Source organism: Sphingomonas sp. MMS24-J45 (genome assembly GCF_044881195.1).
In the GTDB taxonomy this organism is placed as follows: Bacteria; Pseudomonadota; Alphaproteobacteria; order Sphingomonadales; family Sphingomonadaceae; genus Sphingomonas.
The window spans coordinates 97,047-119,450 of sequence record NZ_CP173255.1; the positions used below are offsets into that span (position 1 = coordinate 97,047).

Sequence of the window (22,404 nt, forward strand, 5' to 3'; positions counted from 1 at the left end):
CAACCCCGTTCCGCGCAAGCCGTGCTCTTAGCGCTCGCTATCGAACGGTGCCGCCGACGCCTCGATCCGCTCCAGCATCGCAGCAAAGGTCGCGATCTCGTTCGCCGAAAAGCCCGAAAACACCTGCGCCTCCAGCTCAAGCGCCTTGGGCGCGACATCCTCATACAGCGCCCGTCCTGTCTCGGTCAGCATCAGCAGATGGGACCGCTGATCCCCCGGATTGGGCCGCCGCTCCAGCAACCCGCGCTCGACCAGCGTCGCCGCCGCCCGGCTCACCGTCACCTTGTCCATCCGCGTCGCCACGCCCAGCGCGTGCTGCGTCGTGCCCTCCCCCTCCGCGATCACCGCGATCAGCCGCCATTCCGGGATCTTCAGCCCAAATAGCGCCTGATAGGTGCTGGCAATCGCAGCCGACACGCGGTTCGAGGCGATCGAGAGGCGATAGGGGAGAAAGCGGTCGAGCTTGAGCGTGGTCATAACGCTACCGTGCCACCGCGTCCGGTCCTCTGGCAATCGCCGCGATCCCCAGCGCCGCTGCCACCGCAATCCACAAGGACGCGCCCCCCATCGCCAGAAACGCGGCCGCCCCCGCCGCCCCGCCGACGATCAGTCCGCTCCACAGCACCAGATGCGGCACCCATGCCCAGCGATCCCCGCCTGCGAGTGCCGCTGCGATCAACTGCCCGATCTTGACCAGCCGCCCAGTCATATAGGTCAGCCCGACGCGCACCTCGGTGCCTTCCGCGAAGAAGATATTCTCCGCCCCCATCGCCGCCGCCATCAGCACAGCTGCGGGCCACACGGCGCCGAACTGGCCAAGCACCGCCGCCCCCGCGAGCAGCGCGGCAAGCAGCACCAGCACGACCGCGCGATGCCGATGCCCAGCCGCCCGCCCGACCAGCGATCCCACGATCACGCCGATCAGAAAACTGCCGATCAGCATCGCCGCAATCGCGACATTCACGGACCATTCACCGATCCCCACCCCCAGCCGCGTCGAATTGCCGCTCATGAACGACACGAAAAACCCGCCCGTCGCCAGAAAGCCGACCGCATCGACATACCCCGCCAGCGCGGACAGGCCGATCGCGAGCAGACGGTCATGGCGGTCGAAGGTCTTCACGCTGCAAGCTGTACGGCGATGGGCCCCGCATCGGCAATGGCCCCGCGCGCGCTGGACACCGTATCCCGCGCGGCGTATATAGTTTCACCTGATACTATCTCTCCGGTGGAGCCGAATCGATGACCATGTCCGACACCAAGCCCGAAAACCCGATGGGTCTCGATGGCTTCGAATTCGTCGAATTCACCTCGCCCGACCCCGAAGCGATGGCCGATCTGTTCGTGAAAATGGGCTTCACCCATGTCGGCAATCACCGTTCCAAGAACGTCCGCCGCTATGCGCAGGGCGACATCAACTTCCTGCTCAACATGGACAATGCCGGCCAGGTCGCAGGCTTTCGCGATGCGCACGGCCCCTCCGCCAACGCCATGGCGTTCCGCGTCGCCGATGCCGCCAAGGCGCTGAAGCTCGCCACCGAACGCGGCGCGGTTTCGGTCGAGGGCAAGGTCGGTCCGGCCGAACTCAACATTCCCGCGATCGAAGGGATTGGCGGCGCGAACCTCTATCTGGTCGATCGCCGCGGTGGCGCCACGCTGTATGACATCGATTTCGAGCCCGTGCCCGGCGCCTCGCCCGACGATCACAGCGTCGGTCTCCACACGCTCGACCACCTCACCCACAACCTTCAACGCGGGCGGATGAGCTATTGGGCCGATTATTACGAGCGCATCTTCAACTTCCGCCAGATCCGCTATTTCGACATCGAGGGTCAGGCTACGGGGCTGTTCAGCAAGGCGATGACCGCGCCCGACGACAAGATCCGCATCCCGCTGAACGAAAGCCAGGACGAGCATTCGCAGATCGAGGAATTCATCAAGGATTATAAGGGCGAAGGCATCCAGCATCTCGCGCTCGCCACCGACGACATTTTCAAGACGGTCGATGCGCTCCGCGCCAACGGCATCCGCTTCCAGACCACGCCGCAAACCTATTTCGACCTGATCGACCAGCGCCTTCCGGGCCACGGCCACGACGTCGAGGAAATGCGCAAGCGCGACATCCTGATCGACGGCGCACCCGAGACCGGCGGCGGTCTGCTGCTGCAGATCTTCACCGAAAACATGGTCGGCCCGATCTTCTTCGAAATCATCCAGCGCAAGGGCAATGACGGCTTTGGCGAGGGCAATTTCAAGGCGCTGTTCGAGAGCATCGAGCTCGACCAGATCCGCCGCGGCGTCATCCCGGCGTAAGCGGAGCTTAGGCCGGATGCGGCGCGCACGCGCCGAGCAAGGCCGGACGGCACGGCAAGCCTGCCCATAGGGCACGGCTTTGCCGGGTCCGACGGGCTGGCGGGTTTCGGGGCACGCCGTATCATTTCCGTTCGTTTCGAGCGAAGTCGAGAAACCGAAACGAGCGCACCGCCAGGCTTCTCGACTGCGCTCGAAGCGAATGGACCACACGATGACCACCTATCAAACCGGCTTCGGAAACCACTTCGCCACTGAAGCCATTCCCGGCGCGCTCCCGGTCGGCCGCAACTCGCCGCAGCGTCCCGCCTTCGGCCTCTACGCCGAGCAATTGAGCGGCACCGCCTTCACCGCACCGCGCGCTGAAAACCGCCGCTCGTGGCTCTACCGCCTGCGCCCCTCCGCTGCGCACCCCGCCTTCGCCCGCTACGAAGGCGCTCCGCTGTTCGCCCCAGGTCCGTCGAAAGCCCCTCTCGCCCCCAATCGGCTGCGCTGGGGTCCGCTTGACCTGCAGGACACTGACTGGCTCGACAGCCTTACCACGATGCTCGTCGCGGGCGACGGCCCGAAAACGCAGACGGGCGTCGCTATGCACATCTATCGTGCCGCGAAGGACATGCAGAACCGCGCCTTCGCCTCTGCCGATGGCGAGCTGCTAATCCTGCCCGAGCAAGGCGCGCTATCGCTGCTCACCGAATTCGGCCGCATCGACGTAAAACCCGGCGAGATCGCGCTCATCCCGCGCGGCGTCCGCTTCCGCGTCACCCTGCCCGACGGCCCCGCGCGCGGTTACGTGGCGGAGAACCACGGCCAGCCCTTCCGCCTGCCCGATCTCGGCCCGATCGGCGCGAACGGCCTCGCCAACCCGCGCGATTTCGAAACGCCGGTCGCCTGGTTCGAGGATGTCGAGGGCGAGTACGACCTCGTCCAGAAATTCCTCGGGTCGCTATGGACCACCAATCTCGGCCGCTCCCCGCTTGATGTCGTCGCGTGGCACGGCAATTACGCGCCGTGCAAATATGACCTCACTCGCTTCAACACGATCGGCAGCATCAGCTTCGATCATCCCGACCCCTCGATCTTTACCGTGCTGACCTCGCCCAGCGACGTGCCCGGCACCGCGAACGTCGATTTCGTGATCTTCCCGCCGCGCTGGCTGGTGGCGGAGGACACGTTCCGCCCGCCCTGGTTCCACCGCAACACGATGAGCGAGTGCATGGGCCTGCTCTACGGTGCCTATGATGCCAAGGCCGACGGTTTCGTCCCCGGCGCGCTGTCGCTGCACAATCAGATGAGCGGCCACGGTCCGGACGTCGCCAGTTGGCAAGGTGCCAGCAATGCCGATCTGAAGCCGCACAAATTGGACGGCACAATGGCGTTCATGATCGAAAGTCGCTGGGTCTTCACCCCTACCGATTTCGCGCTGGAAACCGGCGCGCTGGATGCGGATTACGATTCCGCTTGGGCCGGTTTTCCTAGAGCAATTCTGCCGGTTACTTAATCCAGATCACAGGCTTTTGCGGGAACTTCGCGCCCAAAAAGGCGTCTTATCCGACATGCCTACCCCATCGACTCCCATGTTTCCCTGGCGTCATCGCGCACAGGGCGATTTCCAGGCGTTACTCGACGCGCATGTCGCCGCAGCGGAATTCCCCTGCGTCGGCGCCAAGGCAGCTCTTGCCAAGGGCACGCTTTCCGTCCTCGCCTGCGACCGGATCGACAGCGCGTGGGACGATCTGCGCATCCACGACGGGCTGCTGAATTTCGCAGCCGATTATCGCAAGGACCCAGGCCTTTTCCGCAGTTTCGCGGTGATCTTCGGCGGCCCGGACGATCTCAGCGAAGAAGCGTTCGAGGCGGCGCTGTGGCAGCGTGCGCAGTCGCTTTCCGACAAGGACCATTGGCGCGGCCAGGGCTATGATACGGCGGTGAGCGCCGACCCCGACAGCCCCCATTTCTCGCTGAGCTTCGGCGGCGAGGCGTTCTTCATCGTCGGCCTCCACCCGCGCGCGAGCCGCCCGGCCCGCCGCTTCGCGCAGCCTACGATGGTCTTCAACCTCCACGACCAGTTCGAAACGCTCCGCGCACAGGGTCGCTACGAAGGGATGCGCGAAAAGATCATGGTGCGCGACGAAGCGCTCGCCGGATCGCGCAATCCGATGCTCGCCCGCCACGGCGAAACGAGCGAGGCACGCCAGTATAGCGGCCGCGCAGTCGAAGATGGCTGGAAGTGCCCCTTCTCCTACGCCGGTGACGCCGCTTGACCGACACGATCGAGATTGCCGAGCGCAGCGGCACCGCCTTTCGCTTGTCCGCAGGGCAGACGTTGACCGTTATCGATCCACGCGGGATGCAGGTGGCCGACCTGCTCGCCTACAATGCCGATGACATCGCCGAGGTAATCTCGTCAGGCCGCACGCTCGATTATGCCGAGACGATCCGCCTCACGACGGGCCATACGCTCTATTCTAACCGCTCGCGCCCGATGCTGGAGATCATCGCAGATACCGTCGGGGTTCACGATTTCCTGCTGACCCCGTGCAGCTACGCGACCTTCCACCACTTCTACCCAGACCTGCCCCCGCACCGCGGCTGCTTTGGCAATCTCGCGGCGGCACTCGCGCCCTTTGACATTGGCGAGGATCAGATTCCGATCGCGTTCAACTGTTTCATGAACGTGCCGGTCGATCCCTCGGGAAAGCTGTCGGTGTTGCCACCGATCAGCAAGGCCGGCGACCACATCCAGTTCCGCGCGGCAATGGACCTGATCATCGGCTTAACCGCCTGTTCGGCCCCTGCGAGCAACGGCGGCAGCTTCAAGCCGATTGAGTATCGGATCGACTGAACCCTTCATCCAGTGGTTGAGACGGTAAATAGCGCGCCATCTTTGTCTGCAACAGCCGCACGAGCCCTGGATCCATGAACTCGTAATCGTCAGGAATTTCCAAGCAGACGATTCGCTTGTCCTTGATGGCGGCGCGGAATCGCTTTTGCAGCCTATTGCGATGGGTTCGCTCCATCACGAAGATGAAGTCAGCCCACTCGATCAGCTCTTCGCCGATTGGATTTTCCGCGTCATGGTTTGTCCCAGCAGAGGAAACCGCAATGTCTGTACGGCTGGAGAATATCTGCTCGGCTGTCGGGCTACGCAGTCGATTTTGGCTGCAGACGAACAGAATATTCTTCACTTCATCTGCCGCCGCACACTCGTCATCGTCGCCTTCCCGTACGGCGGCTTCAACCCCGCCAGCTTAGCCACATCCAGCTTGGCCTGCTTATACACCGCCTTGGCGTGGCTGAACGTCTTGAACCCGTCGCTGCCGTGATACGATCCCATCCCCGACGGGCCGATCCCGCCGAACGGCAGTTCCTCCATCGAGACGTGGAACACCACATCGTCGAGTGTCACGCCGCCTGAGATCGTCCGGTCCAGCACGTGGCGGCGCTCGGCGTCGTCCGGCCCGAAATAGTATAGCCCCAGCGGCCGATCGCGCCGGTTCACCTCCCCGATCGCATCGTCGATCGCGCGATAGCTGCGCACCGGCAGGATCGGACCGAACAATTCCTCCTGCATCACGATCATGTCGTCGGTCGCGTTCCGCACGATGTGCAGCGGCATCTTCCGCGCGTTCGATCCGGCAAAGTCCTCGCCGCCGGGATTCACCACCTCGACCGTCGCCCCCTTGGCGCGCGCATCCGCAACCCAATCGGTCAGCCGTTGGTGATGCCGATCGTTGATGATCGCGGTATAATCTGGGTTCGCGAGCAAGGTCGGATACATGCTCGACACCGCCGCTTTCAGCCCATCGACCACCGCTTGCTCCTGCGCCTCGGGCACCAGCATATAGTCGGGCGCCAAGCAGATTTGCCCGGCATTGAGCATCTTGCCGATCGCGACTCGCTCGGTCGTCCGCGCGATATCGGCGCCCTTGCCGACGATCACAGGCGATTTCCCACCCAGCTCCAGCGTCACCGGGGTGAGGTTATCGGCGGCGGCGTGAAGGATATGCCGCCCAATGCCGGTCGCGCCGGTGAAGATCAGATGATCGAACGGCAGCTCCGAAAACGCCTTGCCGACATCCGCCCCGCCGCTGAAAAACGCGAGCTCATCGGTCGGAAAATACTGGGCGAAAGCTCCTCGAACAACGCCGCCGTGCGCGGAGTGAACTCGCTGGTCTTCACCATCACCCGGTTGCCCGCAGCGAACGCGCCCGCGACCGGCCCCATCACCAGATTGACCGGAAAATTCCACGGCGCGATAACGCCGACCACACCCTTCGGCTGATACTCCACCCACGCCTTTGCCCCGAGCAAACCAAGCGGGAATTGCACCGGACGATTGTCCCGCCGCATCCATTTCTCGACCGATTTCAGCGCGTGCTTGAGCGGCGCTATCGACGCGGCGACATCGGTCAGCATCGATTGTTCGCGGCTGCGATGCCCGAAATCCTCGGAAAGCGCGTCGCAGAACGCATCGGCATTGTCGGCGATCATCGCCACCGCCCGCTTCAGCCGATCCTTGCGCACCGCCAGCGTAACCGGCAATTCCTCCATGAACGCTGCGCGTTGGAGGGTGAGTACATCCTGCATCGTCATGTCGCGCATCCTATCATCCCCGCGACCGGGATCACGACGCTGTCCTGCCCCGCCCGGTCGATCTGCAAAATCCCTTCGGGCACCATCGCCCCCGCGACGATCGATCCTTTCGTCTCGATCTTCAGCGTCAGCTTGGCGGCCGTACTGCCCCCGCCATAATCGGTGGTTTCGGCAAAGCCGAAGCCGCCAGCGCCGACTTGCGCGCTGCGTTCCAGATCGACGATCGTGCCCGCGATCGACAGCCGCAGCCGCGCCGGATCGGCTTGCGCCATCGCCACCAGCGCACGCGTGCCGGTCGCCGTCCAGAGATACGCGGCACACCCCCGCGCGGGCAAATCCTGCCGCGGGATCGCACCGATCGGCAAGCCATCGATCGACGGCGCTGGCGCGGCCGGAGCGGCCTGGGCGAGCGCGGCGAGAAAGAGGAAAAGGCTCATGCGCCCGATCCTAACAGGAACAACCACGCCGGGTAAGCGGCGATCGCCATCAGCGCCCCGAACGGCTTGGCATCGGTCAGCGCCGCGCTCTTGCCCGTCACCATCCCGACCAGAACGATGCTCAGCCCCGTCAGCGCGGCGAGAAGCAGCACCACCGGCAGCATCTGCCACCCCAGCCACAACCCGATCGCGCCAAGCATCTTCGGGTCGCCTCCGCCTAGCCCGACACGCTTGCGGATCAGGCGATACCCCTCCCCGATCAGCCACAGCGCGACAAAGCCCCCAGCCCCGCCGATCAGCCGATCCTGCAACGACGGTTCAACCCCCAGCAGGCCGCTAACCAGCCCGCCAATCGCAAGCGTGACCGTCAAAACATTCGGCAACACGAAATAGGCGAGATCCATCGCCGCCAGCGTCAGCAGCAACCATCCGAACACCGCTCCGGCCAGCCCGACCGGCCCCGGCACCGCCAGCCCGGCCAGCACGCCCACCACAACGCAGCCAAGCTCGATTTGCCAATGCACCGGGTTGATCGCGGCCCCGCACATCCGGCACCGCCCGTGCGCAAGCGCGGCGCTCAGCAGCGGGATCAGATCGCGCGCTCCAAGCTGCGTGTGACACGCGTCACACTGCGATCGCCCCCGCAGCACCGAGCGCTCCTCCGGCCACCGCAGCACCAGCGTCGCGAGAAAACTCCCCATCACCGCGCCCAGAGCGCCAAGCAGGGCCGGCCACCAGACCTCAGCCACCCGGCGGCACCTTGCGGATGAGGTAACGATACGCCCCGTACAGATCGATCAACAGCAGCACGGCGTTCTGCGTGCCGAGTGCGAAGTCCTTGGTCAACACCGCACCCCCGATCCACGCCAGCGCCGACACCGCGAACAGCACCAGCCCCCAGCCCGTCAGCCGCCGCCCGAGATCGAGCGACACCATCGTCGCGGCGATCATGCCGCCCCCCGATGCCGTCCATTTCAGGACCGTAACGAGCGTATCCATCGCCATCTCCCGGGCATTTGTAAATCTTTGGAGGGAAGCCTAGATCGCCCGCACAAGTTCCTTGGTGAGGTGAAAACATGTCCAGCGATCCCGTCGTCATCGTCTCTTACGCCCGCACGCCGATGGGCTCGTTCCAGGGCTCGCTGACCGGCGCGACCGCGACCGAACTGGGCGCAGCGGCGGTCGGCGGCGCAGTCGCGCGCGCAGGCGTTTCGGCGGACGCGATCGAACGGATCTACATGGGCTGTGTCCTGCCCGCCGGCCTCGGCCAGGCACCCGCGCGCCAAGCCGCGCTCAAGGCGGGCCTCCCGCAGCATATCGAGGCGACCACCGTCAACAAGATGTGCGGCAGCGGCATGATGGCGACGATGCTCGCCGCCGATGCGCTCGCCGCCGGATCGGCCGACCTGCTGATCGCAGGCGGGATGGAGAGCATGACCAACGCGCCCTACCTCTCCATGCGCCACCGCGGCGGCGCGCGGATCGGGCATGATGTGCTCAAGGATCACATGTATCTCGACGGCCTCGAAGATGCGTACGAACCCGGCAAGCTTATGGGCAAATTCGCCGAGGACACCGCCGCCGTCTATCAATTCACCCGCGCCCAGATGGACGATTACGCCATCGAATCGCTCCACCGTGCCCAGCGCGCGCAGACGTCCGGCGCGTTCGACCGCGAGATCGTCGCGGTGGAGGTCGCCGGTCGTAAAGGCCCGACCACCGTCACCCTAGACGAACAACCCGCCAAGGGCGACGTCGCTAAGATCCCCACGCTCAAGCCCGCTTTCTCGAAGGACGGCACGATCACCGCCGCCAATGCCTCGTCCATCTCGGACGGTGCCGCCGCGCTGGTGATGACGCGCGCCAGCGTCGCCGAAAAGCTCGGCCTCACGCCCATCGCGCGGATCGTATCGCAGGCCGCCCACGCCCACGCCCCGTCGCTCTTCACCACCGCGCCTGTCTTCGCGATGCGCAAGGCGCTGGAGAAAGCGGGCTGGTCGACCGGCGACGTCGATCTGTTCGAAGTCAACGAAGCGTTCGCCGTCGTCGCGATGATCGCGATGCGCGATCTCGACATCGCGCATGACCGGATCAACGTGAACGGCGGCGCCTGTGCGCTCGGGCACCCGATCGGCGCGAGCGGTGCGCGCATCCTCGCGACGCTGCTCTCCGCGCTGCAAACCCAAGGCCAAAAGCGCGGCCTCGCCTCGCTCTGCATCGGCGGCGGCGAAGCGACGGCGGTTGCGGTGGAATTGATGAACTGAACCCGGCCAGCACCAAAATCGTCACCCCAGCGCAGGCTGGGGTGACGCGCCGTTGCGGAATACCCGCGCTACAAATCCAACCGGTAATATCGACTAAACGCGGTATCGACATACCCCGCGAACGGCCCGCACTCCACAAACCCGGCCGCTTCATACAAAGCCCGCGCCGCCGCGAACGGCGCGTTCGACCCGGTCTCCAAACTCACCCGCCGATACCCGCGCGCCCGCGCCTCGTCGATCAGATGTCCGAGCATCGCCCGCGCCACGCCGCGCCGCACCTGCCCCGGCGCCGTCCGCATCGATTTCAGCTCGCCATGCGTCGGATCAAGCTGCTTCAGCGCCCCCATCCCGAGCAGCGCCTCTCCTTCCCACGCCGTCCACAACGTCACGTCCGCCGCGCGCAATCCGCTCAGATCGAGCGCGAACACCGCCCCGGGCGGCGAATTCTCGAACGCCGCGCGCAGGTGCAATTCGATCAGCGCCACTAAATCGGGATGCGTCACATCATCGCGGACGATCCGCCAGCCCGCGCGCAGCCCGCTCAATTGAGCACTTCGCCCGGCTCAACGCCCCACAGCCGCACCGCCTCGACATAGCCGCCACGCCCGCGCACATCGAGATAGCACCACCCGCGCGCGCATTTGCTCAACCGGCCCACCACGCCCGGCGCCGCCCGCCAGCGCACCCTCCCGCCCTCGCGCGGCGAATCGCGCAGTTCGGCGATCGTCCCCATCACCAGGGCGGTGCGCGTCTCGCTCACCAGATTGCCCATCATCCACCCTTGCGTGCCGCTCGGGTCCTCGACCTTGTACCAAGCGCCGTGGTCGTAAACGTCGAGCACCTTCACCGGCAGGTCGGCACGCTGATACAGCCAGCTCGCCGGATACGCCCGTCCCGGCCCGGTCCGCATCCGCGCCTTGCCGGCCGAGATCGACGCGAAATACGGCGTCTTCTTGTTTACCAGCGCGGCGATCGACGGCGCGGCCAACGCCACCGCCGTCATTGCGAGCACGATCCGGCCCCCGATACGCATCCTAGACCCCTTGGAAATTCCCCGTCCGTCTACCGTGCTTCATACCCCCGCTTCAACACCCGTTGACGCAGGCAAACGCCTCCGCCAAGCCTGTGCCATGCCCGAAATGAGACGCGTTCCGCACCCGAAGGTTGTCGTAACCCGCGAACTGCCCGATGCGGTGATGGTCCGCATGGAGCAATTGTTCGATGCCGAGGTGAACCGCGGCCCGACCGGGCTGACCCGCGATCAGCTCGCCACCGCAATGGCAACGTGCGACGTGCTCGTTCCCACCGTCACCGACGAGATCGACGCCGATCTGATCGCAAACGCCGGCCCCAACCTCAAACTCATCGCCAATTTCGGCGCGGGCGTGAACCATATCGCGCTGAAGGCCGCCCGCGCGCGCGGCATCATCGTTACCAACACGCCGGGCGTCCTGACCGAGGACACCGCCGACATGACGATGGCGCTGATCGTTTCGGTCCCCCGCCGCCTCGCCGAGGGCGAGAAGCTCGTCCGCTCGGGCGAATGGAAGGGCTGGAGCCCCGGCGGCATGCTCGGCCACCGCATCGGCGGCAAGGCGCTCGGCATCGTTGGCATGGGGCGGATCGGCCAGGCGGTCGCGCGCCGCGCCCGCGCCTTCGGCCTGTCGATCCACTACCACAACCGAAATCGCCTGCCCAAGGTTGTGGAGGCCGAATTGCAGGCGCAGTGGCACCCCAATCTCGACGAGATGCTCGGCAGCATCGACATTCTGACGATCCACACGCCGCGCAACGCCGACAGCGAAGGCATGATCGACGCCCGCCGCATCGCGCTGCTCCGCCCCCACGTCCACCTCATAAACACCTCGCGCGGCGGTATCGTTGACGAAGACGCGCTGGTTGCCGCGCTGGAGGCAGGTGCGCTAGCCGGTGCCGGACTGGACGTGTGGAAGCACGAACCGGAAATCGACCCGCGCCTGCTCGCGCTCCCCAACGTCGTGATGACCCCGCACATGGGCAGCGCCACCTACGAAGGCCGCATGGCGACCGGCGAGAAGGTCATCACCAACATCCGCATGTGGGCGGATGGTCACCGCCCGCCGGACCAGGTGCTGGAGGGGTGGGTTTAGGGGCGGTACGCCGGACCAAAGCGGGTTCATTTTTTCAGCTTATCGTGAGCGAATTTGGCCACGTTAGCGACGAACGCGGCCTGGATTTCTTGAGATGTCTCACTGACGTCACCCGAAGTCGACGCTGGAAATTTCTTCAGCGGTGCCGAGGTGGCGTCAAATTTTTGCGCTGGCGGCTTCGACTTGCTGCGAAACTCTCTGAACATGAACAAGGTGCGAAGACTTTTGCGCATCGGTTGTCTAAAAAACTGATTGGATACGATCGCCAACTCGGCGTAGCAATCGGCCTGTACTTGGGACAGTCGGTCGTCGCTTTTGATCTGCTGCAACGTCCACACGGGTTGGGACGTGGCAGGTTCGAAGATTAGGTCGTAGCCGGGCATATGGAATAAGTTCGCCAAATCCATGTCGCGGAGTGCTTTTTCCTGCGCGGCCGGGCTTAGCTGTTCGCGCATCTGACGTTCTACCGAGGCAGGCGATTTTATGTCGAACGCGCTGTCGATAAGATCGCCAACCAATCCCAGATTTCCGTTATTGCCATTGAAGGTGACCGCGTTCTTGTCCGACGACCAGACGTGCAATTCGCATCGCGGCGCCTGGACCTCCGCTTCCTGCGCCGACGCGGAGCCACCGAATGCAGCCGCCAAACTCACAGCAATCCATAACCTGCGGATCATGGTCCCCCTTCCCCTCTCTAAGCCAGCCGCGCGACCGCTTCGTCGAAGCGGATCGTAATAGCCGGTTGGCGGCAGCGGGCGGTCGTGGCGGCAATGCCGGACTCTACCGGATCCTCGCCGGATCACACAAGACGCCACCCGCCCTGTCCTACAACCGCAACCGCGTGATACAGCCGTCCGGCTCTTTCCAACCGTCGATCCCACGCTGCCACGCGAACCCGACGGTTCGCAGCGATCCGCGCGTCGCTTTGCCCCCCCACCCGTGCTCCTGCGCAGGCAGGAGCCCTGTGTAATCAAGGGCAACGCATGAACCCAGCGCTCCTGCCTCCGCAGGAGCACGACGCGTTGGTATCAGAGGCGTGCGCGTCAACGCACCATCCCAGCGCCGTCGGCCGCACCTTCTTTACCCCTAAACTTAGCCTAAACTTCCGCGCTAAGACCGCCCCTCACCGGCCCGTCCCCCAAAGCCCCGTCCCCCCTGCGGGTGGCACTTTCGCAACTTTCGGGTGTCCGACGCGCCCCTCACCGCGCATGGAAAAAGTCGTAAAGCTGCTGCGCCACCGCCGCGCTCACCCCCGGCGCCTTCTGGAGATCCTCAAGGCTCGCCCCACGCACCGCCCGCGCCGTGCCGAAGTGCATCAGCAGCGCCTTTTTCCGCGCCGGGCCAATCCCCGGCACGTCATCCAGGGGCGACGCGCCGATCGCCTTGGAGCGCTTGTCGCGATGCGCGCCGATCACGAAGCGGTGGACTTCGTCGCGCAGCCGCTGGAGGTAGAACAGCACCGGCGCGTTAACCGGCAGTTGGAACTCGCGCCCGTCGAGCAAGTGGAACACCTCGCGCCCGTCGCGGCCATGCATCGGGCCCTTGGCAATGCCGACCAGGCACACGTCCTCGATGCCCATTTCTTCGAGCACCGCCTTGGCCGCATTGAGCTGCCCGCGCCCGCCGTCGATCAGCACCAGATCGGGCCAGTCGCCCGCGTCGCGATCGGGGTCCTCGCTCTGCGCACGGGCAAAGCGCCGTTGGAAAACTTCGCGCATCATGCCGAAATCGTCGCCGGGGATCGTCTCGGGGTTCTTGATGTTGAACTTGCGATACTGCCCCTTGCGAAAGCCCTCCGGCCCGGCGACGACCATCGCGCCGACCGCATTGGTCCCCTGGATATGGCTGTTGTCGTAGATCTCGATCCGCTGCGGCGGTTCGGCCAGATCGAACAGCTCGGCCACTTCGCGCAGCAATTTGGCTTGCGTCGTGCTCTCCGCCAGCCGCCGGTCCAGCGCTTCCTCGGCATTGCGCTTCGCCTGATCGAGCAAGCGCCGCCGCGTGCCCCGCTGCGGCACCGACAGCGTCACCTTGAAGCCGACCCCAGCCCCAAGCGCCTCGCCCAGCAATTCGCCCTCCTCAAGCTGACGATCGAGGAAGATCGTCTTGGGCGGCGGCACTTCCTCGTAAAACTGCCCCAGGAAGCCGGCCAGGATCTCATCCTCCGGCACATCGGCGGTATGCGCCGGGAAGAAGCTGCGATGCCCCCAATTCTGGCCGCCCCGGATGAAGAAGGCTTGGATGCCGATCACGCCATTCTTGTTCGCCATCGCGAAGATGTCGACATCGCCCAGCCCCTCGGCATTGATCGCCTGGCTTCCCTGAATGAAGGTCAGCGCGCGAAGCCGGTCGCGCAGGATCGCGGCCAGCTCAAAGTCCATCGCTTCGGCCGCGGCCTCCATCTGCGCGCCGAGCTTGGCCTGAACCTCGGTCGATTTGCCCGCCAGGAACGCCTTCGCGTCGCTCACCAGATCGGCATAGCCCGTCGGATCGATCCGCCCGACGCATGGCGCCGAGCAGCGCTTGATCTGGTAGAGCAAGCACGGCCGATCGCGGTTCTTGAAGAAACCATCGGTGCAGCTCCGCAGCAGGAACAGTTTCTGCAGCGCGTTCAACGTATTGTTGACCGAACCAGCGCTGGCGAACGGCCCGTAATAATTGCCCTTCGCCCGCCGCGCCCCGCGATGCTTCTGGATGCGGGGATATTCATGGTCGGCGCGCAGCAGGATGAAGGGGAAGCTCTTATCGTCGCGCAGCAGCACGTTGTACGGCGGGCGATAGCGCTTGATCAGCTGCGCCTCGAGCAGCAGCGCCTCCGCCTCGTTGTTGGTCGTCACAATCGTCATCGACCGGGTCTGCGCGACCATCCGCTGAAGCCGCTTGGTCAGCCGCTCGACTTGCGTGTAATTGGTCACGCGGTTCTTCAGCGCGCGCGCCTTGCCGACGTACAGCACGTCGCCGCGCGCATCCTGCATCCGGTACACGCCGGGCCGCGCGGGTAGCGTCGCCAGCACGTTGCGGATCGCGGCGATGCCAGCCTCGAGGTCGGGCGCATCCCCCGCCCCCCGGACGGCAAAGGTCGATTTCTCTTCGTTGAAACGGTCGGGCGCGTCGGGACGGGACATGCCGCCGATCTAGGGACTCCCGCAGCCAGATGCCACGCCCTTCATCGCTGGGTTCGGCGATGGCGGGGTGCTATGCGCTTGGCATGTATATCTCGATCACCGGCCTGAAGCTCAAAAACCCGTTCTCCGCGCCGCGCTTCTGGTGGCACGCGCTACGCTCTATGGCGCAAGCACGCAAAGCACCGGGCATTATCTCGGTCGATGCGCGCTTGATCGACGGGGTGCATCACACGCTGACGGTGTGCCGCGATCGGGCGGCGATGCTCGCTTATCTGCGCAGCGGCGCGCATCTGCAGGCGATGCGGGCGTTCCACGGCATCGCGACGGGCGCGGTGACGGGCTATGAGGCCGATGCGGCCCCCAGCTGGGACGCGCTACCCGAGATCTGGCGCGACCGCGGGCGCTGGGTAACGCCGGGCAAGGCATGATGCCCCGCCCGGCATACTAGATCACTTGATCGCGGCGAGGTCGGCCTTGACCTTGGCCAGCGCAGCGTCGGTCAGCGCGCCTTGCGACATCGGCTGCACCTGGTTGAGCGACATGCCCTTGAACTGATCGTACATCGGGTGCGCGGTAATGTTCTGCAGGTCGGTATCGAGCACGGTCTTGCCGGCCGGATTGGCGGCAATCGTCTCGATCGGCGTGTCGAGGTCGAACTTGGCGGTGCCGGCGGCCGCAGGCGCGGCGGGCGTCGTCACGGCGGGTGCCGTCGGTGCAGGCGCAGTCTGGGCAGCGAGCGGGGCGGCAGTCAGCGCGACGATCGCAGCGAAGATGACAGACTTCATGAGGGAGCCTCTTTCGAAAATGAAAGCGGCGCGAATCGCCGCTGACCGGTATGTAGCCCGATCAGTGGCGAAACGAAATGGACCGCGCCGTTACGCGCGGCCGCACGGTATTAGTTTGGACGCCCGAGCCCGGCGATCGTGCGATCGACCAACGCCTTGTCGGCATCGGCACCGTGACGCTCGGCGATGATCGCAGCAGCGGCCCGCGCAGCAGCATCAGCCGCCAGCGCACGAACCTCGGCAATCGCACCGCGTTCGGCGGCGGCGATCTTGTCCTCGGCCATCGTCTGACGACGCGCGATCAGATCGGCGAGGTCGGCTTCTGCCTTGGCGAGCAACGCTGCGGCTTCCGCCTCCGCATTGGCCACGATCGCTGCGGCATCGCCAGCGCTTGCCGCATTGCGTGCTTTCGCTTCGGCAAGTTGCGCCTCGGCTTCGGCGCGCAGTTTAGACGCTTCGTCGAGCTGATTCCGGATCGTCGCGATCCGGGCGTCGAGTGCACCCGCGATCATCTTCGGCACCTTTTGCCAAATCATGATCGCGATCACGACCAGCATCGACAGGGCAACGAAGCCCGGCGCGGTGATGCCCAGGAAGGAGGGTTCGTGATGCAGCTCGGCCACGCCGGTATGCGCCACGGTGTTGAGCGTGGTCGATTCTTCCGCAGGATTAGCCATGTGCCAGTTCCGCTTTCACCCGCGTTTCGATGGTCGCGCGATCGACCACGACGCCCGAGAGCTTCGCGACGATCTGCTCGACCGCGTCAGCAGTCGCCGTTTCGATTTCGGCAAGCGCCGCCGTCTTGGAGCCTTCGATCCGGTCGGTAGCTGCCGCAACCTGCGTCGCCGTCGCCGTATCGCTCGCCTTCAGGCTGGCCTCGGTGCTGGCCGTAGCCCGCGCCTTCGCCTCACCAATGGCGACGGTCGCCTTGCTGCGCGCGGACTCGAGACCGGCCTGATAGGCCCGCTCCGATTCCAGCGCGGTGGCGCGCGCGGCCTCCGCCGCGGCGATGTCCCCCTGGATGCGGGCGTTGCGGTCTTCGACCGTCCGCTCGATCTTGGGGACCATCGCCTTGCCGATCCCGAAGTAGATCAGCGCGAAGACGATCGCGAGCCAGAACAGCTGCGAAGCGTAGATCTCGCCGATTTGGGATAGCTGCGGCATTGGAAGCGCTCGCTCTTACTTGACGACAAAGAGGATGAGGATCGCGACGACGAACGCGATCAGGCCCAGAAGCTCCGATGCCGCGAAGCCAATGAACAGGCGACCCTGCTGGCCGTCTGCCGCACCCGGGTTGCGCAGCGCGCCTTCGAGGAACGAGCCGAACACGTTGCCCACGCCGAGCGCCGCGAGGCCGACACCGATCGCTGCCAGGCCGGCACCGATGTACATTGCACCAAGATCAGTCATGATTAACTCCCTAGAAATACGGTAGATTGGTTGTTGAAACGATTAGTGCAGGTGCACCGCGTCGTGCAGGTACAGCGACGTGAGCAATGCAAAAACATAAGCCTGGATCGCGCAGACCAGCAGTTCCAGCGCGCTGACACCGATGATCATGAAGAAGCTGAGAATACCGACCGCCGAGCCGAGCCCGCCGCCTGCGCTGAAGCCCTGCACCACGAAGCTGCCGAACACTTCGAGCAGAATGTGGCCTGCGGTCATCGCGACGAACAGTCGCAGCGCGAGCGAGAACGGACGCACCATGAAGGAGACGAACTCGACCGGGATGATGACCGGCATCAGCCATGCTGGCGCACCGTGCGGCACGAACAACGTGAAGAACTTCAGGCCATGCTTCCAGAAGCCGACGCCGAGCACGATCGCGAAAGACAGAAAGGCGAGCACCGCCGTCACCGTGATATGGCTCGTCACCGCAAAGGTATGCAGACCCGGCACGATCGACAACGGAAGAACGCCCACGAGATTGGCGAACAGGATGAAGTAGAAGAGCGAGAAGATGTAAGGCGCAAACTTCTTGCCGCCATGGCCGATGTTTACCGACACCATATTATCGATGAAGCTCACCGCATCCTCTGCCGCAACCTGCCAGCGGCCGGGGACGAGCTGGCGCTTCAGGCCGCCCGAGATGAACAAGGCGAGCAACACGAACACGACGACCATGAACAATGCCGAGTTGGTGAACGACACGTCATAGCCGAACAGGCTCAGATGGCGCCCCAGGACGGGCTCCACCATAAACTGTTCCATCGGATCGATCTTTCCGGCGCTCGCGCTCGCGGCGGCCAGGGCGGTGGCTAAGGCGCTCACTCTGCGCGCTCCTTCGAAATCTTCATGATGTTGAGGAACGCCCCGATGATCGCCAGCGTCAGCACGATCAGCAAGGCCCAAGGCGACGTGCCGAGCCACTGATCGAGCGCCCAGCCCATCACGCCGCCGCCGAATAGGGCGCCGAGCAGCAGGGCCAGCACTTTGGAGCCTTGCCCGTAACCCTTCGCCTGCGGCATCTGAACGCCACCACGCGACTGTCCGGCCGCTTTTGCCGAAGCAATGCGGGCGTCCAGATCGTCAATAGCGCGGTCGTCGGCCAAGGGCGGCTATCCTGATAAGAAAACGCCGCGATGCTGTTGGCACCGCGACGATGAACATCGGGGAACAACGATGGCCTGCATCAGGCCGCCGTTTCACGCGCCGTTTAGGAAGGTGTCCGGGGGGTGTCAACTCTTGTGCGCGCCGCATCCCATGCTGTGACGCGCCATCGTTGCGCATCCGCGAGCGGGGCGATACTCCTTATTACCGATGAGCACCCCTGCCCCCGATCACGCCGGACATCGCGGGCGGCTGCGCCAACGCCTGCTGGAACGTGGCGGTGAGGCGCTGCTCGATCACGAATTGGTCGAATATCTGCTGACCCTCGCGATCCCACGGCGCGACACCAAACCGCTCGCCAAGGCGCTGCTCGCGGAATTCGGTGGCGTCGGCGGCCTCTTCACCGCCGAACCCGAAGCGCTGATGCGCGTCTCCGGCATGGGGGAAACCAGCGCCGCCGCGATCAAGATCGTTCAAGCCGCTGCCCTGCGCCTACTGCGGGCGGAGGCAAGCGAAAGGCCGATCCTGTCGAGCTGGCAGGCTTTGATCGACTATCTCCACGTCGATATGGCGCACCGCACGAACGAGCGCGTGCGCGTCCTCCATCTGAACACCCGCAACATCCTGATCCGCGACGAAGTGATGAGCGACGGCTCGATCGACGAGGCTGCACTCTATGTTCGCGAAGTGATCCGCCGCGCGATCGATCTCGGATCCGCGGGAATCATTCTCGTCCACAATCACCCAAGCGGCGACCCAGCCCCCAGCCGCGCCGACATCGACATAACGCGCAAGGTGGTGGAGGCAGGCAAGCGGTTAGGGATCGCAGTGCACGACCACATCATCATCGGCACGAGCGGACATTCGAGCTTGCGCGCAATGGGGTTGTTGTAGGGTCGGACCCGCTCCACCAATCCGATCGTTGCGTTTGAGAATCGCGCGGTCAGGTAAAGCTCCGTTCACCCTGAGCCTGTCGAAGAGCTGCTTACCACACATCCAGCGTCATCTGTCGCGTACGGGGTTTCGACAGGCTCAGCCCGAATGGGGTTACGATTGGATCAAACTTACCGGACGAGGCGAGAGGCACCCGGCCCCCTCCTGTTCACGACACGCAAAAACCGCCGCCCCGTCAGGAGCGGCGGTCGATTGCGGTCAGGCGCTTAACCCTTCTGCGAAAGGAACCCGGTCAGTTCGCTCTGCGACACCTTTTTGTTCTTGTCGGCATCAGCCTGCGCAAACGCCTGGTTCAGCCACGTCTTGGTGGCAGGCGAGGTCGCCTTGGTCGACGGGTCACTCGCCGTTTTCAACGCGACCATCCACGTGTCGAATTCCTTGGCGTTCAAATTGCCGTCGCCGTTCTTGTCATAAGTCGGGAATTCCTTCGTCACGACATCCGCCACCTGCGTCGCGGCGACTGGCTGGGCTGCAGCCGCATCCTGCGCTGGGGCAGAGGCCGAATCGGCCGGCTGCGCGGCCTGCATCGCAGTCGAATCCGAAGTAGCCGGGACCGATTGCGTGCTTTGCGGCGTCATGCTTTGCGCCGGTGCAGTCTGCGCCAGAGCAGGTGCAGAAACCGACATGACCCCAGCAAGAAGAACATATTTCAACATTGGATTGCTCCATCGCTTGTTTTGAACTCGTGATCGAAGGGGTGGTGCGTTTCACGCCGTTACCGACCCTAGCGATCGCCAATTCAACCACACAGCTACCGAAACGCTCCCGATTCGGCCGATTTGAAGGCGCGCCTTGTCCCTGCTAACGCGCAGGTCATCGCGGTTCGGAGCCGATTCCGCGATGGCCCGACCCTGCCGATCCAAGGAAATCCGATGATACCCCGCTATTCCCGCCCCGACATGGTCGCGATCTGGACGCCGGAGGCCCGGTTCCGCATCTGGTTCGAGATCGAGGCCCATGCAACCGACGCACTGGCCGAACTGGGCGTGGTGCCGAAGGAGGCCGCGGCGGCAATCTGGGAACGGGGCGCGTTCGAGGTCGATCGCATTGACGAAATCGAGCGCGAGACCAAGCATGACGTGATCGCCTTCCTGACGAACGTCGCCGAACATGTCGGCCCCGAAGCGCGGTTCATGCATCAGGGCATGACCTCGTCCGACGTGCTCGACACCTGCCTGTCGGTGCAGCTCGCACGGGCGAGCGATCTGCTACTCGCCGATCTCGACGCCTTGCTGGAGGTGCTGAAGCGCCGCGCGATCGAGCATAAGATGACGCCGACGATCGGCCGCAGCCACGGCATCCATGCCGAGCCTGTCACCTTCGGTCTCAAACTCGCGCAGGCCTATGCCGAATTCGCCCGCAACCGCGCGCGCCTCGTCGCGGCACGTGCCGACATCGCTACCTGCGCGATTTCGGGCGCGGTCGGCACCTTCGCCAATATCGATCCGTTCGTGGAGGCGCATGTCGCCGAGAAGATGGGCCTGACGATCGAACCCGTTTCGACCCAGGTCATCCCGCGCGACCGCCACGCGATGTTCTTCGCGACGCTGGCGGTTATCGCCTCGTCGATCGAGCGACTCGCGACCGAAATCCGCCATTTGCAGCGTACCGAGGTCCTGGAGGCCGAGGAGTTCTTCTCGCCCGGCCAAAAGGGCTCCTCGGCGATGCCGCACAAGCGCAACCCAGTGCTGACGGAGAACCTCACCGGCCTGGCCCGCATGGTGCGCGGCTATGTCACGCCGGCGCTGGAGAATGTGGCGCTGTGGCATGAGCGCGACATCAGCCATTCCTCGGTCGAACGCTATATCGGCCCCGACGCCACGATCACGCTCGACTTCGCGCTCGCGCGCCTGACTGGCGTGATGGACAAGCTCGTCGTCTATCCGGCTCGGATGGACAAGAATCTCAACAAGATGGGCGGCCTCGTCCATTCGCAGCGCGTGCTGCTGGCACTGACGCAAGCCGGGGTCAGCCGCGAGGACGCCTATCGCCTCGTGCAGCGCAACGCGATGAAAGTATGGGATTCGGACGGCGCGTTGTCGCTGATGGAATTGCTCAAGGCCGATCCTGAAGTGACGGCCGCGCTGTCGGTTGAGGAGATCGAGGACAAGTTCGACCTTGGTTATCATTTGAAGCACGTCGACACGATCTTCGCGCGGGTGTTCGGCAACGCACAGAAATTCGATTGATCTAATTTTTATCGATCCTTAATAATGATAACATCCGGGAGGACAAAGTTGAGCCGGCTTCTATATCTTACGCCTATCGCACTGGCGCTTGTCGGGTGCGGTGGTAGCTCGGGAACCAATACCGGGGTGGTAGCAACAGCTCCTACCACTCCTCCAACATCCTCACCTTCACCCTCTCCCTCATCCCCCTCACCTTCACCGACATCCCAAAGCTATCCAACCTTCGCGGCCCTGACCGGCGACCAGCAATATGCGTCCGCGTGCATCGGATATTCGCCGAGAGCTGCCGACAGGACACCCATTACCACGGGTTTTGCGGGATTCTCTCGCACGGGGTTGATCAGCTACAAGGCCGCGACGCAAGCGTACCTCGTATTCGCGCCAAACAACGTTCAGCAAACCTTTACGGCGGCCGACTTGCTCGCGGGCACCACCCCCGGGACGACGTCTTATTCAAAACCGTCACCTACTGCCGGAGCCACCGAAAGATTCTCTATTATTCAGCCCACCCCCGGTGGCACCGCAACAGACTATCTACGTGTCACCGTTGGCGATTTCGAAGGATCTCCCACCTCCGGGACGCGCGCGCGCACAAAATCATATTGCGTAATCGGGGTTGCTACCGCAGTTACCGATATCCCGTCCGCGTCAACTGTGTCGTTTACACGAGCATCGGTTCAGGGTGAGGCGCATGACATTAGAAGCGGAAGTCTAATTGTCTATTCTTTATCGGACAGCACCGCCACGATGACTGTCGATTTAACCACGGGCCAGTTCGTATCAAATTTGCATCTCATCGGCAGGACTGCTGGAGGAACGGTGGCAGATTTGGGGACCTTTGTGGAACAGGGTAGTATCGACGTGACCAATGCTGGGTTTTTCGGTTCAAATTCAGCGTTCGTTTCGGGACGAATTTCTCCGACGATTTACGGTGGTTTCTTTGGACCCCAGGGTAAGGAATTTGGTTACGTCGTTAGCGGAACAGAAAACACCATGACCAACCCAACTGATATTGGTTTGCTTGTAACTGCGGTCGTGGTCGGCAGCCGCTGATCCTGGAAGGGT

27 protein-coding genes and 1 pseudogene are annotated in these 22,404 nt (G+C 64.1%); 10 read left to right on the plus strand and 18 right to left on the minus strand.

Going from position 1 to position 22,404, the window contains the following annotated elements; genetic code table 11:
• Positions 1–27: 27 nt before the first annotated feature.
• Entirely contained in the window at positions 28–477 is a 450-nt protein-coding gene (locus tag AB5I39_RS00470) for a MarR family winged helix-turn-helix transcriptional regulator (RefSeq protein ID WP_404369877.1), read from the minus strand.
• 4 nt (positions 478–481) lie between these two features.
• Positions 482–1,123 (minus strand): YoaK family protein, encoded by a 642-nt coding sequence (locus AB5I39_RS00475; RefSeq protein WP_404369879.1) that lies wholly within the window; start codon positions 1,121–1,123, stop codon positions 482–484.
• A 119-nt stretch (positions 1,124–1,242) separates the two neighbouring features.
• On the opposite strand from AB5I39_RS00475, the gene hppD reads away from it, so the two are divergent.
• The 4 genes from hppD (at position 1,243) to AB5I39_RS00495 (ending at position 5,155) form a co-directional block, all read left to right on the plus strand.
• Complete coding sequence (gene hppD / locus AB5I39_RS00480) at positions 1,243–2,313, plus strand: 4-hydroxyphenylpyruvate dioxygenase (RefSeq protein WP_404369880.1); 1,071 nt, start codon at positions 1,243–1,245, stop codon at positions 2,311–2,313.
• Between the two features lie 211 nt (positions 2,314–2,524).
• Positions 2,525–3,811, plus strand: coding sequence for a homogentisate 1,2-dioxygenase (gene hmgA / locus AB5I39_RS00485; protein WP_404369882.1), 1,287 nt, complete (start codon positions 2,525–2,527; stop codon positions 3,809–3,811).
• A 55-nt stretch (positions 3,812–3,866) separates the two neighbouring features.
• Entirely contained in the window at positions 3,867–4,574 is a 708-nt protein-coding gene (gene gntA / locus AB5I39_RS00490; RefSeq protein WP_404369884.1) for a guanitoxin biosynthesis heme-dependent pre-guanitoxin N-hydroxylase GntA, read from the plus strand.
• Positions 4,571–5,155 (plus strand): DUF1989 domain-containing protein, encoded by a 585-nt coding sequence (locus AB5I39_RS00495; RefSeq protein WP_404369885.1) that lies wholly within the window; start codon positions 4,571–4,573, stop codon positions 5,153–5,155. The genes gntA and AB5I39_RS00495 overlap by 4 nt, the downstream gene beginning before the upstream one ends.
• Here AB5I39_RS00495 and AB5I39_RS00500 read toward each other — a convergent pair.
• The 5 genes and pseudogenes from AB5I39_RS00500 to AB5I39_RS00520 all read right to left on the minus strand — a co-directional run bounded on the left by AB5I39_RS00500 (position 5,127) and on the right by AB5I39_RS00520 (position 8,342).
• On the minus strand, positions 5,127–5,498 hold the full coding sequence (locus AB5I39_RS00500; protein ID WP_404369887.1) for a low molecular weight protein tyrosine phosphatase family protein: 372 nt from the start codon (positions 5,496–5,498) through the stop codon (positions 5,127–5,129). The genes AB5I39_RS00495 and AB5I39_RS00500 overlap by 29 nt on opposite strands.
• Positions 5,495–6,906: pseudogene (locus AB5I39_RS00505) on the minus strand (coniferyl aldehyde dehydrogenase). The gene AB5I39_RS00500 and the pseudogene AB5I39_RS00505 overlap by 4 nt, the downstream one beginning before the upstream one ends.
• Complete coding sequence (locus AB5I39_RS00510) at positions 6,903–7,343, minus strand: hypothetical protein (protein ID WP_404369888.1); 441 nt, start codon at positions 7,341–7,343, stop codon at positions 6,903–6,905. Before AB5I39_RS00510 ends, AB5I39_RS00505 begins: the two are co-directional and overlap by 4 nt.
• Positions 7,340–8,044: a prepilin peptidase gene (locus tag AB5I39_RS00515; RefSeq protein WP_404373935.1), complete on the minus strand. Its 705-nt coding sequence runs from the start codon at positions 8,042–8,044 to the stop codon at positions 7,340–7,342. The genes AB5I39_RS00510 and AB5I39_RS00515 overlap by 4 nt, the downstream gene beginning before the upstream one ends.
• A 40-nt stretch (positions 8,045–8,084) precedes the next feature.
• Complete coding sequence (locus AB5I39_RS00520; protein WP_404369889.1) at positions 8,085–8,342, minus strand: hypothetical protein; 258 nt, start codon at positions 8,340–8,342, stop codon at positions 8,085–8,087.
• A gap of 77 nt (positions 8,343–8,419) precedes the next feature.
• Between AB5I39_RS00520 and AB5I39_RS00525 the strand changes: the two genes are divergently transcribed.
• Positions 8,420–9,607 carry an acetyl-CoA C-acyltransferase gene (locus tag AB5I39_RS00525; RefSeq protein WP_404369890.1) on the plus strand — a complete coding sequence of 396 codons (1,188 nt, stop codon included), beginning with the start codon at positions 8,420–8,422 and terminating at the stop codon, positions 9,605–9,607.
• Between the two features lie 68 nt (positions 9,608–9,675).
• Here AB5I39_RS00525 and AB5I39_RS00530 read toward each other — a convergent pair whose 3' ends face one another.
• Entirely contained in the window at positions 9,676–10,152 is a 477-nt protein-coding gene (locus AB5I39_RS00530) for a GNAT family N-acetyltransferase (RefSeq protein ID WP_404369892.1), read from the minus strand.
• A complete protein-coding gene (locus tag AB5I39_RS00535; protein ID WP_404369894.1) occupies positions 10,149–10,640 on the minus strand; it encodes an SH3 domain-containing protein in 492 nt (163 codons plus the stop codon). Before AB5I39_RS00535 ends, AB5I39_RS00530 begins: the two co-directional genes overlap by 4 nt.
• Positions 10,641–10,737: 97 nt before the next feature.
• Between AB5I39_RS00535 and AB5I39_RS00540 the strand changes: the two genes are divergently transcribed.
• Complete coding sequence (locus AB5I39_RS00540; RefSeq protein WP_404369895.1) at positions 10,738–11,736, plus strand: 2-hydroxyacid dehydrogenase; 999 nt, start codon at positions 10,738–10,740, stop codon at positions 11,734–11,736.
• A gap of 26 nt (positions 11,737–11,762) precedes the next feature.
• Here AB5I39_RS00540 and AB5I39_RS00545 read toward each other — a convergent pair whose 3' ends face one another.
• Together AB5I39_RS00545 and uvrC are read right to left on the minus strand one after the other, a co-directional pair.
• Positions 11,763–12,413, minus strand: a complete 651-nt coding sequence (locus AB5I39_RS00545) for a hypothetical protein (RefSeq protein WP_404369896.1) — start codon at positions 12,411–12,413, stop codon at positions 11,763–11,765.
• Between the two features lie 522 nt (positions 12,414–12,935).
• Positions 12,936–14,861 (minus strand): excinuclease ABC subunit UvrC, encoded by a 1,926-nt coding sequence (gene uvrC, locus AB5I39_RS00550; protein ID WP_404369898.1) that lies wholly within the window; start codon positions 14,859–14,861, stop codon positions 12,936–12,938.
• A 29-nt stretch (positions 14,862–14,890) separates the two neighbouring features.
• Here uvrC and AB5I39_RS00555 point away from each other — a divergent pair, with 29 nt between their 5' ends.
• A complete protein-coding gene (locus AB5I39_RS00555; protein WP_404369900.1) occupies positions 14,891–15,289 on the plus strand; it encodes a hypothetical protein in 399 nt (132 codons plus the stop codon).
• Between the two features lie 21 nt (positions 15,290–15,310).
• Here the strand turns inward: AB5I39_RS00555 and AB5I39_RS00560 are convergent, their stop codons facing one another.
• From AB5I39_RS00560 to AB5I39_RS00585, 6 genes are all read right to left on the minus strand, one after another.
• The gene (locus AB5I39_RS00560; RefSeq protein WP_404369902.1) at positions 15,311–15,646 is read right to left on the minus strand and encodes a hypothetical protein; all 336 of its coding nucleotides are present in this window, start codon (positions 15,644–15,646) and stop codon (positions 15,311–15,313) included.
• A 110-nt stretch (positions 15,647–15,756) separates the two neighbouring features.
• Complete coding sequence (locus tag AB5I39_RS00565; protein ID WP_404369903.1) at positions 15,757–16,323, minus strand: hypothetical protein; 567 nt, start codon at positions 16,321–16,323, stop codon at positions 15,757–15,759.
• A complete protein-coding gene (locus AB5I39_RS00570; protein ID WP_404369905.1) occupies positions 16,316–16,810 on the minus strand; it encodes an ATPase in 495 nt (164 codons plus the stop codon). The genes AB5I39_RS00565 and AB5I39_RS00570 overlap by 8 nt, the downstream gene beginning before the upstream one ends.
• 15 nt (positions 16,811–16,825) lie before the next feature.
• Positions 16,826–17,038, minus strand: coding sequence for a F0F1 ATP synthase subunit C (locus tag AB5I39_RS00575; protein ID WP_010164404.1), 213 nt, complete (start codon positions 17,036–17,038; stop codon positions 16,826–16,828).
• 60 nt (positions 17,039–17,098) lie between these two features.
• Positions 17,099–17,857, minus strand: coding sequence for a F0F1 ATP synthase subunit A (locus AB5I39_RS00580; protein ID WP_404373937.1), 759 nt, complete (start codon positions 17,855–17,857; stop codon positions 17,099–17,101).
• A gap of 56 nt (positions 17,858–17,913) precedes the next feature.
• Positions 17,914–18,198, minus strand: a complete 285-nt coding sequence (locus tag AB5I39_RS00585) for an AtpZ/AtpI family protein (RefSeq protein ID WP_404369907.1) — start codon at positions 18,196–18,198, stop codon at positions 17,914–17,916.
• A 208-nt stretch (positions 18,199–18,406) separates the two neighbouring features.
• Here AB5I39_RS00585 and radC point away from each other — a divergent pair, with 208 nt between their 5' ends.
• The gene (gene radC, locus AB5I39_RS00590; RefSeq protein WP_404369909.1) at positions 18,407–19,090 is read left to right on the plus strand and encodes a DNA repair protein RadC; all 684 of its coding nucleotides are present in this window, start codon (positions 18,407–18,409) and stop codon (positions 19,088–19,090) included.
• Positions 19,091–19,356: 266 nt separating this feature from the next.
• On the opposite strand, the gene AB5I39_RS00595 is transcribed toward radC, so the two are convergent.
• Positions 19,357–19,776: an EF-hand domain-containing protein gene (locus tag AB5I39_RS00595; RefSeq protein WP_404369911.1), complete on the minus strand. Its 420-nt coding sequence runs from the start codon at positions 19,774–19,776 to the stop codon at positions 19,357–19,359.
• 246 nt (positions 19,777–20,022) lie between these two features.
• On the opposite strand from AB5I39_RS00595, the gene purB reads away from it, so the two are divergent.
• Positions 20,023–21,339 carry an adenylosuccinate lyase gene (purB, locus tag AB5I39_RS00600; protein ID WP_404369913.1) on the plus strand — a complete coding sequence of 439 codons (1,317 nt, stop codon included), beginning with the start codon at positions 20,023–20,025 and terminating at the stop codon, positions 21,337–21,339.
• Between the two features lie 336 nt (positions 21,340–21,675).
• A complete protein-coding gene (locus AB5I39_RS00605; RefSeq protein WP_404369915.1) occupies positions 21,676–22,392 on the plus strand; it encodes a hypothetical protein in 717 nt (238 codons plus the stop codon).
• The last annotated feature ends 12 nt before the right edge of the window (positions 22,393–22,404 follow it).

Excerpts from the sequence above, each read along its gene's own strand:
- uvrC (WP_404369898.1), bottom strand. The coding sequence starts at position 14,861 with ATGTCCCGTCCCGACGCGCCCGACCGTTTCAACGAAGAGAAATCGACC.
- hppD (WP_404369880.1), top strand. The coding sequence starts at position 1,243 with ATGACCATGTCCGACACCAAGCCCGAAAACCCGATGGGTCTCGATGGC.
- gntA (WP_404369884.1), top strand. The coding sequence starts at position 3,867 with ATGCCTACCCCATCGACTCCCATGTTTCCCTGGCGTCATCGCGCACAG.
- AB5I39_RS00540 (WP_404369895.1), top strand. The coding sequence starts at position 10,738 with ATGCCCGAAATGAGACGCGTTCCGCACCCGAAGGTTGTCGTAACCCGC.
- AB5I39_RS00555 (WP_404369900.1), top strand. The coding sequence starts at position 14,891 with ATGCCACGCCCTTCATCGCTGGGTTCGGCGATGGCGGGGTGCTATGCG.
- AB5I39_RS00520 (WP_404369889.1), bottom strand. The coding sequence starts at position 8,342 with ATGGATACGCTCGTTACGGTCCTGAAATGGACGGCATCGGGGGGCGGC.
- AB5I39_RS00545 (WP_404369896.1), bottom strand. The coding sequence starts at position 12,413 with ATGATCCGCAGGTTATGGATTGCTGTGAGTTTGGCGGCTGCATTCGGT.
- purB (WP_404369913.1), top strand. The coding sequence starts at position 20,023 with ATGATACCCCGCTATTCCCGCCCCGACATGGTCGCGATCTGGACGCCG.
- hmgA (WP_404369882.1), top strand. The coding sequence starts at position 2,525 with ATGACCACCTATCAAACCGGCTTCGGAAACCACTTCGCCACTGAAGCC.
- AB5I39_RS00535 (WP_404369894.1), bottom strand. The coding sequence starts at position 10,640 with ATGCGTATCGGGGGCCGGATCGTGCTCGCAATGACGGCGGTGGCGTTG.
- radC (WP_404369909.1), top strand. The coding sequence starts at position 18,407 with ATGAGCACCCCTGCCCCCGATCACGCCGGACATCGCGGGCGGCTGCGC.
- AB5I39_RS00570 (WP_404369905.1), bottom strand. The coding sequence starts at position 16,810 with ATGCCGCAGCTATCCCAAATCGGCGAGATCTACGCTTCGCAGCTGTTC.
- AB5I39_RS00470 (WP_404369877.1), bottom strand. The coding sequence starts at position 477 with ATGACCACGCTCAAGCTCGACCGCTTTCTCCCCTATCGCCTCTCGATC.
- AB5I39_RS00560 (WP_404369902.1), bottom strand. The coding sequence starts at position 15,646 with ATGAAGTCTGTCATCTTCGCTGCGATCGTCGCGCTGACTGCCGCCCCG.
- AB5I39_RS00580 (WP_404373937.1), bottom strand. The coding sequence starts at position 17,857 with ATGGAACAGTTTATGGTGGAGCCCGTCCTGGGGCGCCATCTGAGCCTG.
- AB5I39_RS00510 (WP_404369888.1), bottom strand. The coding sequence starts at position 7,343 with ATGAGCCTTTTCCTCTTTCTCGCCGCGCTCGCCCAGGCCGCTCCGGCC.
- AB5I39_RS00565 (WP_404369903.1), bottom strand. The coding sequence starts at position 16,323 with ATGGCTAATCCTGCGGAAGAATCGACCACGCTCAACACCGTGGCGCAT.
- AB5I39_RS00575 (WP_010164404.1), bottom strand. The coding sequence starts at position 17,038 with ATGTACATCGGTGCCGGCCTGGCAGCGATCGGTGTCGGCCTCGCGGCG.
- AB5I39_RS00515 (WP_404373935.1), bottom strand. The coding sequence starts at position 8,044 with ATGGGGAGTTTTCTCGCGACGCTGGTGCTGCGGTGGCCGGAGGAGCGC.
- AB5I39_RS00525 (WP_404369890.1), top strand. The coding sequence starts at position 8,420 with ATGTCCAGCGATCCCGTCGTCATCGTCTCTTACGCCCGCACGCCGATG.
- AB5I39_RS00595 (WP_404369911.1), bottom strand. The coding sequence starts at position 19,776 with ATGTCGGTTTCTGCACCTGCTCTGGCGCAGACTGCACCGGCGCAAAGC.